The following is a 16,666-nucleotide window of genomic DNA, read 5'->3' as shown; positions in this document are numbered from 1 at the left end:
CAGCTTGCGAACCGATCGGTCAGCGCGGTGGTAGATTCAGACGCCGGCGCGCACGGTGAATGGCGCCGCCACGTACCGCCCAGCGCAGCACGGGGGCCAGACTGTGCACGCCGCTGTGGATAATCCTGCTGCGCGCCGGGCTGATCTGCTGATCGAACATCTCCTGAGTCCAAGCCGGCAGCAGGTCAATACCGGCCTGCATCAGCAGCTTGGCCGCCGGTGCCGCCAACGCACTGGGTGCCGGCGCGTTAAGCAAAATGCGCAAAATCTCCAGCGAGCGTTCATCACAGCGTAATTCAGGGCGCACAGCCGCCAAATAGGCGGCGACCTCGGCGCGTGAACGCGGCACCTGGGTCGCGCCCAGGCGTTCGGCGATCAGCGCGATTTCCGCGTAGTAGCGGTCCTGATCGGCCTCGCTCAGCTGCGGGTTGCGGTAACGCAGGTGGGCCTGGAGGAAACTGTGCACCTCGGCCACGTGCACCCAGGTCAGCAGTGCCGGGTCACTGGCGGCATAGGCGCGGCCATCCGGAGCGGTGCCTGTGACTTTCAGGTGAATGGTTTTGACCTTGTCGATCAGCCAGTCGGCATCGGCGCGCGAACCGTAGGTGGTGCCGGAAATAAACTGCCCGGTGCGGCGCAGGCGGCCGAGCAGGTCTTCGCGAAAGTTCGAGTGATCCCACACGCCGGCTAAGGCCAGAGGGTGCAGGGCTTGCAGAAGCAGGGCGCTGATGCCGCCAATCAGCATGCTGGTGAAGTCGCCGTGTACCTGCCAGCTCACCGAATCGGGGCCGAACAGGCCGGGATCACCCTTGGGGTTTCCGAAGTCGATTTGCCCCAGGGCGATACCGCTGAGACTAAGAACTTGGCTTTCGATACGGCGGCGCAGAAATTCCATGGGGGCGAAGCTCAAGCAAATGGCACTGCAGTGGGGAAATTGGGTTGAGCCCAGTGAGCTGGTTGTCAGGCGGCACAGTGGCCTGTGCCGCTAACCGCGTTGGGCTTCAGGGCTGCGCCCCTCAATCCAACCTACCGGTTCAGGCGCTGCTCGATCAGGCCGTTGACCACCGTCGGGTCGGCCAGGGTCGAGGTGTCGCCCATGTTTTCCAGCTCGTTGCAGGCGATCTTGCGCAGGATGCGCCGCATGATCTTGCCTGAACGGGTTTTCGGCAGGCCCGGTGCCCACTGGATCAGCTCGGGTTTGGCGAAACTGCCGATTTCCTTGCCGACCAGGGCCAGCAGCTCTTTCTTCAGTGCATCGTTGATTTCCACACCGTTCATTGGCGTGACGAAGGCGTAGATGCCCTGGCCCTTGAGGTCGTGCGGGTAACCGACCACGGCGGCTTCGGCCACCGCGTCGTGCAGTACTAGGGCGCTTTCCACTTCTGCGGTGCCGATGCGGTGGCCGGAGACGTTGATCACGTCGTCTACGCGGCCGGTGATCCAGTAGTAACCATCCTCGTCGCGGCGCGCGCCGTCGCCGCTGAAGTAGTAGCCGGGGTAGGGCTTCAGGTAGGTGTCGATCATCCGCTGGTGGTCACCGTAGACGCTGCGGATCTGGCTCGGCCAGCTGTCCTTGATTGCCAGTACGCCGCTGCCTGGCCCCTCGATTTCCTTGCCCTGCTCATCCAGCAGCACCGGCTGTACGCCGAAGAACGGCCGGGTCGCCGAGCCGGGTTTGAGGTCGGTGGCACCGGGCAGCGGGGTGATCAGGATGGCACCGGTTTCGGTCTGCCACCAGGTATCGACGATCGGGCAGCGGCGTCCGCCGACCACGTTGTAATACCACTCCCAGGCTTCCGGGTTGATCGGCTCGCCGACGCTGCCGAGCAGGCGCAGGCTGGTGCGTTCGGTGCACTCGACCGGGCCGCTGCCTTCACGCATCAGTGCACGCAGGGCGGTGGGGGCGGTGTAGAAGATATTCACCTGGTGCTTGTCGATCACCTGCCAGAAGCGTGAGGCGTCCGGGTAGTTGGGCACGCCTTCGAAGATCAGACTGGTGGCGCCGTTGGCCAGTGGGCCGTAAACGATATAGCTGTGCCCGGTGACCCAGCCGACGTCGGCGGTGCACCAGTAGATATCGCCTTCGTGGTAGTCGAACACGTACTTGTGGGTCATGGCCGCCATCAGCAGATAGCCGCCGGTGCTGTGCAGCACGCCCTTGGGTTTGCCGGTGGAACCGGAGGTGTAGAGGATAAACAGCGGGTCCTCGGCATCCATCGGCTCTGGCGGGCAATCGGCGGAGGCTTCACGCAAGGCCTCGTGATACCAGATGTCGCGGCCCTCTACCCAGTCGATCTCGCCCTGGGTGCGCTCGACCACCACCACTGTGCTGACGGCCGGGCAGCTTTGCAGGGCCTTGTCGACGTTGGCCTTGAGCGCCACGTATTTGCCGCCGCGCACGCCTTCATCGGCGGTAATCACGGTGCGGCAATCGGCATCCAGGATACGGTCACGCAGGGCGTCCGGGGAGAAACCGCCGAACACCACCGAATGCACCGCGCCGATACGCGTGCAGGCGAGCATGGCGTAGGTGGCCTCGGGGATCATCGGCATATAGATGCACACCCTGTCGCCCTTTTTCACCCCACGGCTTTTCAGCACGTTGGCCAGGCGGCTGACGTTGTGGTGCAGCTTGTTATAGGTGATGTTGGCGGATTCTGCGGGGTTGTCGCCTTCCCAGATCAGTGCGATCTGCTCGCCGCGCTTTTCCAGGTGGCGGTCGATGCAGTTGTAACTGACGTTTAGTTGCCCGCCCTTGAACCACGAGCCAGAACCGCTAAGCAGGTCGCCCTGTTGCACGCTGTCCCAGGGTTTGCTCCAGTCAAGAAAGGCCTTGGCCTGCTCGGCCCAGAAGGTTTCCGGTTGCTCCACCGATTGCTGGTACAGGCGCAGGTAGTCGTCGTTGTCCAGGTGGGCGCGTTGGCGCACGGCATCGGGCACGGGGTGGCGGGTGATTTCGAACATGACGGGTCCTTGTTGTTGTGTTCCGCAATGCCCGTAAGGGTGCACCCAAGCGGGTGCTTGGTTCAAGTGCTGGCCTTGTGCTCAGGTGCCGTGGCTCAGCCGCGATGACGCTCGCGGAAGTGCTGGATCAGACCCTGTGTCGAGGCGTCACTGGCAGGTTCATCGAGCTGACCGGTGAGACGCTGGTAGACGCCCTGGCCCAGTTCCTTGCCCAGTTCGACACCCCACTGATCAAAGGCGTTGATGCCCCAGATGGCGCTCTGCACGAAGACCTTGTGCTCATACAGAGCCACCAGGGCGCCGAGGCCGAACGGGTCGATGCGGTTGAGCGCCAGGATATTGCTTGGGCGGTTGCCAGGAATCATCTTGTGCGGCGCCAGGCGCTGCACTTCTGCCTCATCCAGGCCTTTGCCGCGCAGCTCGGCCTCGGCCTCGGCGCGGGTCTTGCCGTGCATCAGTGCCTGGCTCTGCGACAGGCAGTTGGCAAACAGCCATTGGTGGTGATCGGCCAGGGGGCTGAAACTGTTGACCGGCACGATAAAGTCCGCCGGGATCAGCTCAGTGCCCTGGTGCAGCAACTGGTGGTAGGCATGCTGGCCGTTGCAGCCGACGCCACCCCAGATCACCGGCCCGGTGCTGAAGTCCACTGGCGTGCCATCCTGGCGTACGCGCTTGCCGTTGGATTCCATATCCAATTGCTGCAGGTGCTTGGTGAAGTTACGTAGATAGTGATCGTAGGGCAGGATCGCCTGGCTCTTGGCGTCCCAGAAGTTGCCGTACCAGATGCCCAGCAGGGCCATCAATACCGGCATGTTCTCGGCCAGCGGCGCCTGGGTGAAGTGCTGGTCCATGGCATAGGCGCCGGCCAGCAGCTCCTTGAAGTTGGATACGCCAATCGCCAGCGCAATAGGCAAGCCGATTGCTGACCACAGCGAATATCGCCCGCCGACCCAGTCCCACATCGGGAAGATGTTTTCCGCCTTGATACCGAACTCGATGGCGGCCTTCTGGTTGCTGGTCACCGCAATAAAGTGTTTGTGCAGTTCGTCTTCCGGACCGCCCAGGGCCAGGTACCAGTCGCGTGCGGCCAGAGCGTTTTTCAGGGTTTCCAGAGTGCCGAAGGATTTTGACGAGACGATAAACAAGGTGGTTTGCGGATTCAGGCGTGCGGTCAGCTCGCGGAATTCACTGCCGTCGATATTGGCCAGGTAATGGCAGCGCACGCCACGCTGGGTAAAGGGCCGCAGTGCTTCGGAAACCAGCTGCGGGCCGAGGAACGAACCGCCGATACCGATATTCACCACCTCGGTGATCGGTTTGTCGCTGTAGCCGCGCCACAGGCCGCTGTGCACGCGGCTGACCAGTTCGGTCATCTGGTGCAGCACGCGATGCACTTGCGGAATCAGGTCGACACCGTCGAGTTTCAGGCTGCGGCCAATTGGGCTGCGCAGGGCCGTATGCAGTGCGGCGCGGCCCTCTGAGGCATTGACCTGATCGCCCTTGAGCAGCGCTTGAATGGATTCCTGCAGCTGGGTCTGTTCGGCCAGTTGTACCAACAGTCCCAGGGTCTTTTCGTCGATCAGATTCTTCGAGTAATCCAGCAGCAGGCCGCAGCTGCTCAGAGAGAAGCGGTTAAAGCGTTGTGGATCACTGGCAAAGGCCTCACGCATGCTGAAGTCGTTCATCTGCTCGCGCTGCTCGCGCAGTGCCTGCCAGGCGGGCAGGCTGGTGACATCAAGCGGCTGCTGGTAATAGGCCATTGGCGCGTGTTCCTTGCTCTGGGTGCGACGATTTATGCAAAAAAGCCCGGTGTGATCCGGGCCTTGAGTGTAACTGGCGGGTGTTGGGCCAGCATTTACGCAGTGGATCAGCCTGGAGTATCGAGGTCGAAAGCCAGGTTGTCGATCAGTCGGGTGCTGCCAATAAAGGCGGCCACCAGAATCACCAGCTGGCGATCATCGGCGCTGGCCGGGCGCAGGCTGTTGGCTTCGCGTACTTCCAGGTAATCCGGGCGAAAACCTGCGGCGCTATGTTGCTGCTGTGCTGCGGCAACCAGCGTGGCGTAGTCGCGGTCACCGGCGCGGATCGCAGCGGCCATCTCCTGTAGGGAGCGGTACAGCACCGGTGCAACTTCACGCTGTTCGGTAGTCAGGTAACCGTTGCGCGAGGACAGCGCCAGGCCATCTTCGGCGCGTACGGTCGGCTCGCCGATAATCTGGATCGGCATATTCAGGTCGCGCACCAGGGTGCGGATCACCGCCAGTTGCTGGAAGTCCTTCTGGCCGAAAATTGCCAGATCAGGCTGCACCATATTGAACAGCTTGCTCACCACGGTGGCGACGCCTTCGAAGTGCCCTGGGCGACTGGCGCCACACAAGCCTTCGGATACGCCTGGCACGCTGACGCGGGTTTGGCCGTCCATGCCATGCGGATAGATTTCCTCGACATCGGGAGTAAACAGCAGGTGGCAACCGGCTTCGACCAGTTTTTCCTGATCGGCGAGTAGGGTGCGCGGGTATTTGTCGAGGTCTTCGCTGGGGCCGAACTGCAACGGATTGACAAAGATGCTGGCGACCACGAAGTCCGCGCGCTGGGCAGCTTTCTCCACCAGTGCGGCGTGACCGGCGTGGAGATTGCCCATGGTCGGCACGAAGGCGATCTGTTTGCCTTCGGCGCGGGCCTGGGCGACAGCGGCGCGCAACTCGCGCACGCTTTTCACTGTGTTCATGCAGAAAATCCGTGTTCGGCTGCTGGGAAGCTCTGCTCTTTGACCGCTTTGACGTAGGCGCTGATGGCGTTCTGGATGCTGCTCTGGCCGGCCATAAAGTTCTTCACGAACTTCGGCGTGCGGCCGCTCAGCGATAGCCCAAGCATGTCGTGCAGCACCAGCACCTGGCCGTCGGTGGCAACGCCGGCGCCAATGCCGATCACCGGGATTTTCACCGCCTGGGTGATTTCGGCAGCCAGCTCGCTGGGCACGCATTCGAGCAGCAACATGGCGGCGCCAGCTTGTTCCAGGGCCATGGCATCGGCACGCATCTGCCGTGCCTGGGCTTCCTGGCGGCCCTGAACTTTATAACCACCAAGGATATTCACCGCCTGCGGGGTCAAACCCAGGTGGGCGCAGACCGGTACGCCGCGCTCGGCCAACTGGCGAATCGGTTCGGCCAACCAGGCCGCACCTTCCAGCTTGACCATATGGGCGCCGGCCTGCATCAGCGCGGCGCTGTTATTCAGGGCCTGCTCAAGGGTGGCGTAGGCCATGAAGGGTAGGTCGGCGAGAATCAGCGCGCCCTGGTTGCCACGTTTGACGCTGGCGGTGTGGTACGCCATTTCGGCGACAGTGACGGGCAGCGTGCTGTCATGGCCTTGCAAGACCATGCCGAGGGAATCGCCCACCAGCAACACATCGACACCGGCCTGGCAGGCCGTCTGGGCGAACGTGGCGTCATAGCAGGTCAGCATGGCGATTTTCTCGCCGCTCTGCTTGAGGCTTTGCAGGGTGGTCAGGGTTACATCAGGCATGAAAACTGTCCTCACTCAGGCGTTCAGTCAGCAGTTGTGCTGCTTCAAGTTGGCCTGCATTGGCCTCGAATTGCACCGGTGCGGGGCAACGGGACGCCTATAGTCCTGATGGGGGGGCTCGAAGTCAATTGCAGGTGTTACCGGCCTGTTACTGGCGTTACCGCCAATGTACCGGCTTGCCGCCGGGGTTAGTGCTGCAGCGGCTGCATGACCCGGCAGTCGAGATCGCCCTGCTTTCAGGTCTGCTCTGCTGCGCTGAGGCGCTCCAGCCCTATATAAGGGCAGGCATCAAGCAGCTCAGCCAGTGTTCGGCTATCCGGTAGCTGTAGGTCGGGGGCGATCTCAGCCAGCGGGTAGAGGACAAAAGCACGGGCGTGCATATGGTAGTGCGGCACGGTCAGGCGTGGCTCATCCAGCTGGCGTTCACCGAACAGCAGGATATCCAGGTCGAGGGTACGCGGCCCCCAGCGTTCGGCCTTGCGCGTGCGGCCCTGTTCCTGCTCGATGGTTTGCAGCGCATCGAGCAGGACCAGCGGACTGAGTTCGGTATCCAGCGCAGCGACGGCATTGACGTAGCGCGGCTGGTCCGCAGGGCCCAGTGGGTCGCTGGCATAGAAGGACGACTGGGCAGCCAGGCTTGTGTGTGGCAGTGCGGCCAGGGCGGCCAGCGCGTTGCGCAGTTGTTCGAGCGGGGTGGCCAGGTTGCTGCCCAGGCCGATATACACGCGCTCCATTATTCACTCGCGGTGGGGTTGGCGGTGTCACTGGCGGGGCCGCGTTTGCGCTTGTTGTTGCTGCGCTTGCGTTTGCGCGGCGCGCCGGGGCCTTCGTCCTTGCTGCTGAGGTCGCGGATCATATTGCGCCGCTCGCTGTCGCTGACATCCTGATAGCGGGTCCACCAGTCGCCGAGGCCGCCGGTTTGCTCGCCAGCGCTTTCACGCAGCAGCAGGAAGTCGTAACCGGCGCGGAAGCGTGGATTTTCCAGCAGCATGTCGGCACGTTTGCCGCTGCGGCGTGGCAGGCGTTCCTGCATATCCCAGATTTCGCGGATCGGCATGGTGAAGCGTTTGGGTACGGCGATGCGCTGGCATTGCTCGCTGATCAGCTCGTGAGCAGCTTCCTGCATGGCTGGGATTGGCGGCATGCCTCGATCCTGCAGCTTGATCACGCGGGCCGGCAGGGCTGGCCACAGTAGCGCCGCAAGGAGGAAGGCCGGAGTAACAGTCTTGCCCTGATGAATACGTAGATCGGTGTTGTCCAGCGCGTTACGGATCAACTGGTCGGTGTAGTCCGGGTTGAGTTTCAACGCTTCGGCGCTGGCCGGGAACAGCTGGCCGAACAGCCCGTAATCCACCAGCAGCTCGTAGGTGTACACCGCGTAGCCGGCGAGAAACAGCTTGAGCACTTCATCGAACAGGCGTGCGGCGGGGATGCCGCCGAGTAGCGGAGCCAGTTTGTATATCGGTGCTGCACTGTGTTTTTCGATGTCGAAATCCAGTTTTGCGGCGAAACGCACTGCGCGCAGCATACGCACCGGGTCTTCCTGGTAGCGCTGGGTCGGGTCACCGATCAGGCGGATCAGGTGATTGCGAATGTCGTGCACGCCATTGGCGTAGTCGAGAATGCGCTCGGTGCTCGGGTCGTAATACAGCGCATTGATGGTGAAGTCGCGGCGCTGGGCATCGTCTTCCAGGCTGCCATACACGTTGTCGCGCAGGATGCGGCCGCTCTCGTTGCGCGAGGACAGGTTGCTGTTCTCTTCTTCATCACCTTCGGGGTGATTGGCGCGGAAGGTCGCGACTTCGATGATCTCGCGGCCGAAATGCACGTGGACCAGCTTGAAGCGCCGACCAATTACCCGGGCGTTTCGGAACTCGGCACGCACCTGTTCCGGTGTGGCGCTGGTGGCCACATCGAAATCCTTGGGGTCGATATCCAGCAGTAGGTCGCGCACGCAACCACCGACCAGATACGCCTGGTAGCCGGCCTGTTGCAGGCGTTCGACCACGCTGATGGCATAGCGGCTGATTTCACCGCGCTCGATAGGGTGCTGGCTGCGGCTCAACACTTCGGGCGTGCTGTGCGAGTGTTTGCCACGGCGGATGGGGGTACGAAAGGACTTGAACAGCTTTTTCAGCATGGGAGGCACTGTTTGACTAAATGACTGGCCAGAGTATATGCCGGCCGCAGGAATGGCGCGGATTCTAGCATTGAGTCGGGGTTTGATGCAGGAAACGGCGGGAGACTGCTACAGGCGGGGAGTTTGAAGCTACTGGGGGAGCCTAAGCTCCCCCCCAAATTGGTGCGTGCTCTTTTTTTATTATTATGGCGGGCTTGTTGTTTTTGTTGATTTACCCGTTCCATCCAGTCAAGGACTTTTGGAAAATTTCCCAAGCTGGGAATCAAGAGCAAACGGATTTCTTTGGATGCTGACGCTGCCATGATCACACAGTGACCCAACCAGTTCTGGCGCTGCCTTAGGGCAGTTTTATTATTCTCGGCCTGGTTTTGGGGCGAACCCCAAAGGCAATTCCTTTCCAAAAGAATCAGTTAGCTGCGCCTCCGCGTTGTTGTTTTTATTGTGCTGGAGTCGGTACGTCTTATTTTTATTAGGTTTGGAACGTGCTTGTTATTGTTGTTGTGTCAGCAATAAAGCAGAACCCGTGCCAGTTTTTGCAATTCCTTTAAAAACAAGGCCTTGAGCTGTGGTTGGAGAGGTGGGGTGGCATAAAAAAGCCGGGTTCTCGTTACCATAAGACCCGGCTTTTGTTACTAAGTGTTGAATGGGTAACAGACTGTGGAACCTCTTGCGCGTATATCTGTCACCCACGCGCAGTGCTCTAGCCTGCGGTTGCGCCCGAGGATTTGCGCCGTGGAATGCCCAGGCGCTGGCGGCGTTCCCACAAGCACTTGCGGCTGATGCCGAGTTTGCGTGCCAGTTCGGTCTCGGTCATATGGTCCTGGTGTTCCAGTACGAAGTGCTGAAAGTAGTCTTCCAGTGACAGGTCTTCGGTCGGTTCGCTCGGTTCATGCCCCAGGCCGCCGCTTTGCGCGGGCAGTCCAGTGAAATCGTCTTCCAGGTCATCCAGCTCGATATCGATGCCCAGCAGTTCGGCCGAGATGCTGTTGCCTTCGCAGAGGATTACCGCGCGCTCGATGGCATTCTCCAGTTCGCGCACGTTGCCCGGCCAGGGGTAATGGCGGATGGCCTGTTCGGCGTCGCTGGCAAAGCTCAGGTCGAGGCGACCCTGGCGAGTGCTCTGACGGATCAGGAAGGCGCGGGCGATTTCGATTACGTCCGCCCCGCGCTCACGCAGCGGTGGCAGTTTCAGGGCGATCACGTGCAGGCGGTAATACAGGTCTTCACGGAACTGGCCGATCTTCGACAGGGTTTTCAGGTCGCGGTGGGTCGCGGCGATCAGGCGTACATCGACCTTCTGCGATTGCACCGAACCAACCCGGCGAATCTCACCCTCCTGCAACACCCGTAACAGACGCGCTTGAGCTTCCAGGGGCAGCTCGCCAATTTCATCGAGGAACAGGGTACCGCCATCGGCGGCTTCCACCAGGCCAGCACGGCCGGCGCTGGCGCCGGTAAAGGCACCTTTCTCGTGGCCAAACAGTTCGGACTCGATCAGCGATTCCGGGATGGCGGCGCAGTTCACCGAAATCAGCGGCGCTTTGGCGCGACGCGAGAGGTTGTGCAGGGCGCGGGCGACCAGCTCTTTACCGGTGCCGGACTCGCCCTGAATCAGCACGTTGGAGTCAGTGGGCGCGACCTTGCGAATCTTGCTGTACATCTCCTGCATGGCAGAGCAGGAGCCGATGATGCCGATTTCGCCATTGCTGTTGTCCACCACCTTGTCGGCGCTGGCTTTTGCTGTGCTGGTTGCGGGTGCTGGCGCGCTCTTGGCCTGTTGGTGATCGCGCAGGATGCGCGCCACGGCCTGGAGCATTTCGTCGTGGTCGAAGGGTTTGGCGATGTAATCGACCGCGCCCATTTTCATCGAATCGACTGCCGAGCGCAGGCTGGCGTAGCTGGTCATGATCAGCACCGGGGTGCCTTGACCAAGCTTGATCAGCTCGGTGCCGGGCGCACCTGGCAGGCGCAGGTCACTGACAATCAGATTAAAGCTGGGGATGCTGAAGCGCTCTTGCGCTTCCTGCACCGAGCCGGCTTCGCTGACTTCGTATTGGTTACGTTCCAGCAGGCGACGCAAGGCAGAGCGGATAATGGTTTCGTCTTCGACGATCAAAATATGAGGCATCAATTCGGTCTCTCGACGGTCTCGGGGCATGTCGCTGGGCTAAGGGGCCTGGCAGGCATGCTCGCTGGTAGCTGGTTTAAGTCGCTAGGGACGTCGCCTCGACATGCCTCGGCAGGCTGACCCTAATGCGGGTGCCGCGTTGAAGCTCGGGGTCGGCCGGGCTGTCGATTGTTATCTGTCCATAATGCTCTTCCACGATCGAATAGACCAGTGCAAGGCCCAGTCCAGTACCTTTGCCCGGGTCCTTGGTGGTGAAGAAGGGTTCGAACAAACGATCGATGATCGCCTTGGGAATACCGCTGCCTTCGTCCTCGACGATCAGGTCGACGGTATGCTCGAAACGTTCGCTTTTGACCCGGATCGCACTGCCCGGCGGTGACGCATCGCGGGCATTGGACAGCAGGTTGATCAGCACCTGAGCCAGGCGTTGCGGGTCACCCACCACCCAGTGGTCGGAATCGCAGAGGTTGAAGAACTGCACTTCGACGCTGCGCCGGTTGAGGGCCAGCAGGGCGATGGCGTCCTGGGCGACCTGGGCCAGGCAGACCGGCTCTTCGCTGTTCTGGTGGCTGCCGGAGTGGGCAAAGCTCATCAGCGACTGGACGATGCGCGACACGCGTTTGGTCTGTTCGATGATCTGCTCGCTGATTTCGGTCAGCTCGGGGTCGCCTTCGCGCTCTTCGCGCAGGTTCTGCGCCAGGCAGGCGATGCCGGTGATCGGGTTGCCGATCTCATGCGCCACTCCGGCGGCCAGGCGACCGATGGAGGCCAGGCGCTCGGAATGCACCAGCTTGTCTTCCAGCATCTGGGTTTCCGTGAGGTCTTCAACCAGCAGCACCAGGCCGCTGTTACCCGGCGCCAGGGGCTCGTCGATGGCCGCCTTGTGCAGGTTGAGCCAGCGGGTCTGGCCGTCGAGGGCCAGGCGCTGTTTGTGCAAGTGCTCGTCGGGCAGTTCGATAAACCGTTCCAGCAAGCCGCGCCAGGGTTCGCCCAGGGTGTTCAGGCGTGAACCGACCACACGCTGGGCGGGGATTTCAGTGAGTTCTTCCATGGCCTTGTTCCACATCAGAATCTCCTGATCCTTGGCCAGCGAGCAGACGCCCATCGGCAACTCCTGCAGGGTCTGACGGTGGTAGCGGCGCAGGGTGTCGAGCTCGGCGGCAAGGCCGGTGAGGCGTGAGTGGTAGTCCTCCAGGCGGTTCTCGATAAAGTGAATGTCTTCGGTGACATAGGTTTCGCTGCCGGCCTTATAAGGCAGGAAGGTTTCGACGATGTCCTGGGCCACACTGGGGCCCATCAGCCCGGAGAGGTTGGCTTCGATGCGGTCACGCAGGCGACGCAGGGCGTAGGGGCGGCCTTCGTCGAACGGCAAATGCAGGTCGCGCAGGGCCTGTTCGACCTCATGCTGGGCGGTCTTGGCGCCCAAAGGTTTGGCCAATTGCGCGGCAAATTCCTGTGGCGAGGCGGCCAGCAGCTCGCGGCGTTGCGGGCGGCGCACGTTATCCACGGCGCAGGCTTCGGCGGCGCTTTTTTCTTCCGGGCTGGCTTCGGTAAATACCGACACCAGGGTGAACACCAGCACGTTGGCGGCCAGCGAGCCGATGGCTGCCAGATGCCAGCTGCTGTCATCCAGTACATAAATGACGTTGAACCAGGGCAGGTACAGCCCCTGCAGGTTGCCGAGCATTGGCAACAACATGCTTACCACCCACACGCCGATACCCGCCAGCAGACCGGCAATAAAGCCTTTGCGGTTGGCGGTCGGCCAGTACAGTACCGACAGCACGCCGGGGAGGAACTGCAGGGTGGCGACGAAGGCGACGATGCCAAGGTTGGCCAGGTCCTGTTCGGCGCCGAGTAATAGGTAGAAGCCGTAACCGGCCATGATCACCAGCAGGATCAGCGCGCGGCGCGTCCACTTCAGCCAGCGGTAGATATTGCCTTCCGAGGGCGGCTGATACAGCGGCAGCACTACATGGTTGAGCACCATGCCGGACAGCGCCAAAGTGGTGACGATGATCAACCCACTGGAGGCTGAAAGCCCACCGACATAGGCGATCAGCGCCAGAGTCTGGCTGTTGACCGCAATGCCAACGCCGAGGGTGAAGTACTCCGGGTTGGTGGTCGCACCGAGCTTGAGCCCGGCCCAGAGAATCAGCGGCACCGCCAGGCTCATCAGCAGCAGGAACAGCGGCAGACCCCAGCTGGCGCTGACCATGGCGCGCGGGTTGAGATTCTCGGTAAAGGTCATGTGGTACATGTGTGGCATGACAATGGCCGAGGCGAAAAACACCAGCAACAGGGTGCGCCACGGGCCTTCCTGCAGCGGGGTGTGCAGGCTGGTCAGCGAGGACTGGTTCTGCACCAGCCAGGATTGCAGGTCTTGCGGGCCATCGAAAACGCCGTACAGGGCATACAGGCCAATGGCGCTGATGGCCACCAGCTTGACCACCGACTCGAAGGCGATGGCGAACACCAGGCCCTCATGTTTTTCGCGAGTGGCGATATGCCGAGCGCCGAACAGGATGGTGAACAGAATGATCAGCCCGCAATAGGCCAGCGCCACGCGCTCCTGCACCGGCTCGCGGGTGAGAATGCCGATGGAGTCGGCCACCGCCTGAATCTGCAATGCCAGCAACGGCAATACCCCGACCAGCATAAATACCGTGGTCAGGGCGCCGGACCAGGTGCTGCGAAAACGGAAGGCAAACAGGTCGGCCAGCGATGACAGCTGGTAAGTGCGGGTAATGCGCAGGATCGGATAGAGCAGCACCGGCGCCAGCAGAAACGCCCCGGACACCCCCAGATAGCTGGCGAGAAAGCCATAGCCGTATTGATAGGCCAACCCCACCGTGCCGTAGAAGGCCCAGGCGCTGGCGTAGACGCCGAGCGACAGGGTGTAGGTCAGCGGGTGGCGAATCACCCAGCGCGGAATCAGGCCGTGTTCACTGATCCAGGCCACGCCGAACAGAATAAGAAGGTAGACAGCGCTGATCAGAATCAGCTGGCTCAGGCTAAAGCTCGTCAGCATCACGTTGGCTCTGAAGCGAATAGGGGTAAGGAGCGCTCAAGCAGGTCGCGCCGCAGCAGGTCAGAGCTCATCGGCATCACGCTGACTCTGCAGGATGAAGGTCACGACTATCAGGATCAGCCACAGCAGATAGGGGCGGTACCAGGCCCCATTGGGGTCGATCCACCAGTCCATGATGGCCGGGGAGAACAGGTAGATCCCCACCACCAGGATCAGCACCAATCGATAGATATACATGCCGCATCTCTTCGCTTAATTGCCGGCGATGGTAACGGATGCGTGACGCTCTGGGCTATTGGTCGGGCGGCGTGCGCAGGGCTTGGCTTTTTCTGATTAGTTGGTACTATCGTTCCACTTAATAAGAATACGCTGGAGATTGCCATGCGCCTTGCCCCGCTTTCCGTGCTTGCCCTGTCCGTGCTGCTTGCCGCCTGCAGCGAAGAACCGGCCCCAGTGGCCGATCTGGATTTCCAGAAAGACCTGCAGACCCAGCTGATCAAGGCCAAGCCCGGCAGCGTGATCGAGATTCCTGCCGGCACCTACCAGCTCGACCGCAGCCTGAGCCTGAAAGTCAGCGGCGTGACCATCAAGGGCGCGGGCATGGACAAGACCATCCTCAGTTTCAAAGGGCAGAAATCCGGTGCCGAAGGCCTGCTGGTGGATGCCTCGGACTTCACCATCGAAGACATCGCCTTTGAGGACACCCTGGGCGACTCGCTGAAAGTGGTAGGCGGTAAGAACATCATTATCCGCCGCGTGCGCACCGAGTGGACTAACGGCCCGGCCACCGAGAACGGCGCCTACGGCATCTATCCGGTGCAGACTGAAAACACCCTGATCGACGGCGCGGTGGCCATCGGCGCATCGGATGCCGGCATCTATGTCGGCCAGTCGCGCAACGTGGTGGTGCGTAACAGCCGCGCCGAGCGCAACGTCGCCGGCATCGAGATCGAGAACACCATCGACGCCGACGTATATGACAACGTCGCCACCGGCAATACCGGCGGCATTCTGGTGTTCAATATGCCCAACCTGCCGCAGGCCGGGCGGGTTACGCGGGTGTTCCGTAACAAGATCGAAGGCAACAACCACAAGAACTTCGGCCACAAGGGCACGCCGGTAGCCAGTGTGCCGGCAGGTTCCGGGGTGGTGATCAACTCCAACGATGATGTCGAGGTGTTCGACAACGACATTGGCAACCACAAGACCGCCAACGTGATCATCAGCAGCTACTTCAGTACCGGTTATACCGACCTGTCCACGGCGGAGAGTTTCGACCCCTACCCGGAAGGCATTCATATCCACGGCAACCGCTTCGGCCCCGGTGGCGAAAGCCCGGATCACCTGGAGCTGAAGGCGCTGAAGGTCAGCCAGTTTGGCTTGAATGGTCGCCTGCCGGATATCCTCTGGGATGGTTACGTCAACCTCGACATCCTGGTCGACGGCAAGCTGCCGGCTGATCGGGCGATCTGCATCAATAACGGTGAGGCGGGAATGATCAACGTCGACGGGCCGAACAACTTCCAGAATATCAGCACCGAAATGGCCGACTACCGTTGCAGCCTGCCAGCGCTGCCGGCGGTCAAGCTGGCCTCGGCCGAAGCCGGTCAGGGGGCCTGATGCGCAGGTTGCTGCTGGGTGTGCTGTTGCTCCTGGCCGGCTGTGAGCAGCAGCCGGCGCCGCTGTACCTGCCGCAAGGTGACAACTACCCGGAAACACTCAGCGAGTGGGGCATGCTGCGGCGCGCCGATGGTTTTATCGCGCCCGTTGCCGAGGCCTTGCCCTACGACCTGAATACCCCGTTGTTTACCGACTATGCACACAAACTGCGCACCGTCTGGATGCCGAGCGGGACAGCGGCGACCTACGCCGAGGCGCACTTCGATTACCCGGTCGGCACGGTGCTGAGCAAAACCTTCTACTACCCCAAGGATGCCCAGGGCCGTCTGCTGCTGAGCGAGCAGGATAACCGTGACCCGCAGCGCGGCCTTGAGCTGGCGCGGGTGCAGTTGATCGAGACACGTATCCTGCTCAAACAGCAGGACGGCTGGGTGGCGTTGCCCTACGTGTGGGATGAACAGCAGCAGGAGGCGCATCTGGAGTGGGCTGGCGACAGCCGCGAGTTGAGCCTGCTGAATGCGGAGGGCAAGACTCAGGCGGTGGCCTATCAGGTACCGGACGCCAACCAGTGTGCAGGTTGTCATGAGGAAACCGCAGGGCAGGGCGTCAATCCGCTGGGGCCGAAGGCGCGGCACCTGAACAAGGATTTTGCCTACGCCGACGGCGCGCACAATCAGTTGCAGTACTGGCAGCAGCAGGGCCGTTTGCAGGCGCTGCCGGCCGAGTTGCAGGGCGTGCCGCAGAACGCCCTATGGCCGACGCCGCGCAATGGCGAGAGCCTGGAAAAGCAGGCACGCAGTTACCTGGATGCCAACTGCAGCCACTGCCACAACCCCAAGGGGCCGGGGCGTACATCGGGGCTGTTGCTCGACCCGGCCACCGCCATTGGTATCAGCTATGGCCTGTGCAAGCAGCCAGTGGCGGCAGGCAAAGGTTCGGGTGATCGACTGGTGGATATTCACCCCGGCCAGCCGGACAAATCGGTGCTGCTGTTTCGCGTGGAAAGTGTCGACCCGAGCATCATGATGCCGGAGTTGGGCCGCTCCACCTTGCATGCCAAAGGCGTCGAGGTGCTGCAGCGGTGGGTGGCCAGCCTGCAAGGGGATTGCTGAGTTATCCCTATTACGGGCTAGGAGTTGCAGGAGGCGCTTTCGGCTTTGGCATCCTGCTTCGCTCTACCTCCTGCATCCATGCAGTCGTAGCGGCGAGCTGTTGTTGCGGCTAAAGCCCCTCCCATGGTTTTGCAGACGCCATGCGA

Annotated in this window: 12 protein-coding genes; 2 read left to right on the top strand and 10 right to left on the bottom strand. The window is 61.6% G+C overall.

The genetic code is table 11. The annotated features are described in order from the left end of the window. Positions 1–19 precede the first annotated feature (19 nt). From ACIN8IBEIGE_RS18430 to ACIN8IBEIGE_RS18385, 10 genes are all read right to left on the bottom strand, one after another. Positions 20–895: an oxygenase MpaB family protein gene (locus ACIN8IBEIGE_RS18430; protein WP_160015920.1), complete on the bottom strand. Its 876-nt coding sequence runs from the start codon at positions 893–895 to the stop codon at positions 20–22. 131 nt (positions 896–1,026) lie between these two features. Next, positions 1,027–2,964, bottom strand: a complete 1,938-nt coding sequence (gene acs, locus ACIN8IBEIGE_RS18425; protein ID WP_160015919.1) for an acetate--CoA ligase — start codon at positions 2,962–2,964, stop codon at positions 1,027–1,029. 95 nt (positions 2,965–3,059) lie between these two features. After that, complete coding sequence (pgi, locus tag ACIN8IBEIGE_RS18420; protein ID WP_160015918.1) at positions 3,060–4,724, bottom strand: glucose-6-phosphate isomerase; 1,665 nt, start codon at positions 4,722–4,724, stop codon at positions 3,060–3,062. Between the two features lie 107 nt (positions 4,725–4,831). Next, the gene (gene panC, locus ACIN8IBEIGE_RS18415; protein WP_160015917.1) at positions 4,832–5,692 is read right to left on the bottom strand and encodes a pantoate--beta-alanine ligase; all 861 of its coding nucleotides are present in this window, start codon (positions 5,690–5,692) and stop codon (positions 4,832–4,834) included. Continuing rightward, positions 5,689–6,489: a 3-methyl-2-oxobutanoate hydroxymethyltransferase gene (gene panB / locus ACIN8IBEIGE_RS18410; RefSeq protein ID WP_160015916.1), complete on the bottom strand. Its 801-nt coding sequence runs from the start codon at positions 6,487–6,489 to the stop codon at positions 5,689–5,691. The genes panC and panB overlap by 4 nt, the downstream gene beginning before the upstream one ends. 236 nt (positions 6,490–6,725) lie before the next feature. Then, a complete protein-coding gene (gene folK, locus ACIN8IBEIGE_RS18405) occupies positions 6,726–7,223 on the bottom strand; it encodes a 2-amino-4-hydroxy-6-hydroxymethyldihydropteridine diphosphokinase (RefSeq protein ID WP_178124374.1) in 498 nt (165 codons plus the stop codon). Next, complete coding sequence (locus ACIN8IBEIGE_RS18400; RefSeq protein WP_160015915.1) at positions 7,223–8,629, bottom strand: polynucleotide adenylyltransferase PcnB; 1,407 nt, start codon at positions 8,627–8,629, stop codon at positions 7,223–7,225. Before ACIN8IBEIGE_RS18400 ends, folK begins: the two co-directional genes overlap by 1 nt. Positions 8,630–9,329: 700 nt before the next feature. Next, positions 9,330–10,757 (bottom strand): sigma-54 dependent transcriptional regulator, encoded by a 1,428-nt coding sequence (locus tag ACIN8IBEIGE_RS18395; protein ID WP_160015914.1) that lies wholly within the window; start codon positions 10,755–10,757, stop codon positions 9,330–9,332. A 76-nt stretch (positions 10,758–10,833) separates the two neighbouring features. After that, positions 10,834–13,788, bottom strand: a complete 2,955-nt coding sequence (locus ACIN8IBEIGE_RS18390; RefSeq protein ID WP_160015913.1) for a sensor histidine kinase — start codon at positions 13,786–13,788, stop codon at positions 10,834–10,836. A gap of 60 nt (positions 13,789–13,848) precedes the next feature. Next, positions 13,849–14,025, bottom strand: a complete 177-nt coding sequence (locus ACIN8IBEIGE_RS18385; RefSeq protein WP_003244646.1) for a hypothetical protein — start codon at positions 14,023–14,025, stop codon at positions 13,849–13,851. A gap of 144 nt (positions 14,026–14,169) precedes the next feature. On the opposite strand from ACIN8IBEIGE_RS18385, the gene ACIN8IBEIGE_RS18380 reads away from it, so the two are divergent. Continuing rightward, positions 14,170–15,408: a parallel beta-helix domain-containing protein gene (locus tag ACIN8IBEIGE_RS18380; RefSeq protein ID WP_090376172.1), complete on the top strand. Its 1,239-nt coding sequence runs from the start codon at positions 14,170–14,172 to the stop codon at positions 15,406–15,408. After that, a complete protein-coding gene (locus tag ACIN8IBEIGE_RS18375) occupies positions 15,408–16,520 on the top strand; it encodes an SO2930 family diheme c-type cytochrome (protein WP_160015912.1) in 1,113 nt (370 codons plus the stop codon). Before ACIN8IBEIGE_RS18380 ends, ACIN8IBEIGE_RS18375 begins: the two co-directional genes overlap by 1 nt. Positions 16,521–16,666 lie beyond the last annotated feature (146 nt).

Origin of the sequence: Pseudomonas sp. 8BK, assembly GCF_902506475.1 — a bacterium.
Lineage (GTDB): Bacteria > Pseudomonadota > Gammaproteobacteria > Pseudomonadales > Pseudomonadaceae > Aquipseudomonas > Aquipseudomonas anguilliseptica.
The sequence above is the reverse complement of the archived record's forward strand: the minus strand, read 5'-3'. Positions and strand labels throughout refer to the sequence as shown.

What these genes read in the sequence shown, in the direction of transcription:
- panC (WP_160015917.1), bottom strand. Translation starts at nt 5,692, where the DNA reads ATGAACACAGTGAAAAGCGTGCGCGAGTTGCGCGCCGCTGTCGCCCAG.
- ACIN8IBEIGE_RS18380 (WP_090376172.1), top strand. Translation starts at nt 14,170, where the DNA reads ATGCGCCTTGCCCCGCTTTCCGTGCTTGCCCTGTCCGTGCTGCTTGCC.
- ACIN8IBEIGE_RS18385 (WP_003244646.1), bottom strand. Translation starts at nt 14,025, where the DNA reads ATGTATATCTATCGATTGGTGCTGATCCTGGTGGTGGGGATCTACCTG.
- ACIN8IBEIGE_RS18400 (WP_160015915.1), bottom strand. Translation starts at nt 8,629, where the DNA reads ATGCTGAAAAAGCTGTTCAAGTCCTTTCGTACCCCCATCCGCCGTGGC.
- panB (WP_160015916.1), bottom strand. Translation starts at nt 6,489, where the DNA reads ATGCCTGATGTAACCCTGACCACCCTGCAAAGCCTCAAGCAGAGCGGC.
- ACIN8IBEIGE_RS18375 (WP_160015912.1), top strand. Translation starts at nt 15,408, where the DNA reads ATGCGCAGGTTGCTGCTGGGTGTGCTGTTGCTCCTGGCCGGCTGTGAG.
- pgi (WP_160015918.1), bottom strand. Translation starts at nt 4,724, where the DNA reads ATGGCCTATTACCAGCAGCCGCTTGATGTCACCAGCCTGCCCGCCTGG.
- ACIN8IBEIGE_RS18395 (WP_160015914.1), bottom strand. Translation starts at nt 10,757, where the DNA reads ATGCCTCATATTTTGATCGTCGAAGACGAAACCATTATCCGCTCTGCC.
- folK (WP_178124374.1), bottom strand. Translation starts at nt 7,223, where the DNA reads ATGGAGCGCGTGTATATCGGCCTGGGCAGCAACCTGGCCACCCCGCTC.
- ACIN8IBEIGE_RS18430 (WP_160015920.1), bottom strand. Translation starts at nt 895, where the DNA reads ATGGAATTTCTGCGCCGCCGTATCGAAAGCCAAGTTCTTAGTCTCAGC.
- ACIN8IBEIGE_RS18390 (WP_160015913.1), bottom strand. Translation starts at nt 13,788, where the DNA reads ATGCTGACGAGCTTTAGCCTGAGCCAGCTGATTCTGATCAGCGCTGTC.
- acs (WP_160015919.1), bottom strand. Translation starts at nt 2,964, where the DNA reads ATGTTCGAAATCACCCGCCACCCCGTGCCCGATGCCGTGCGCCAACGC.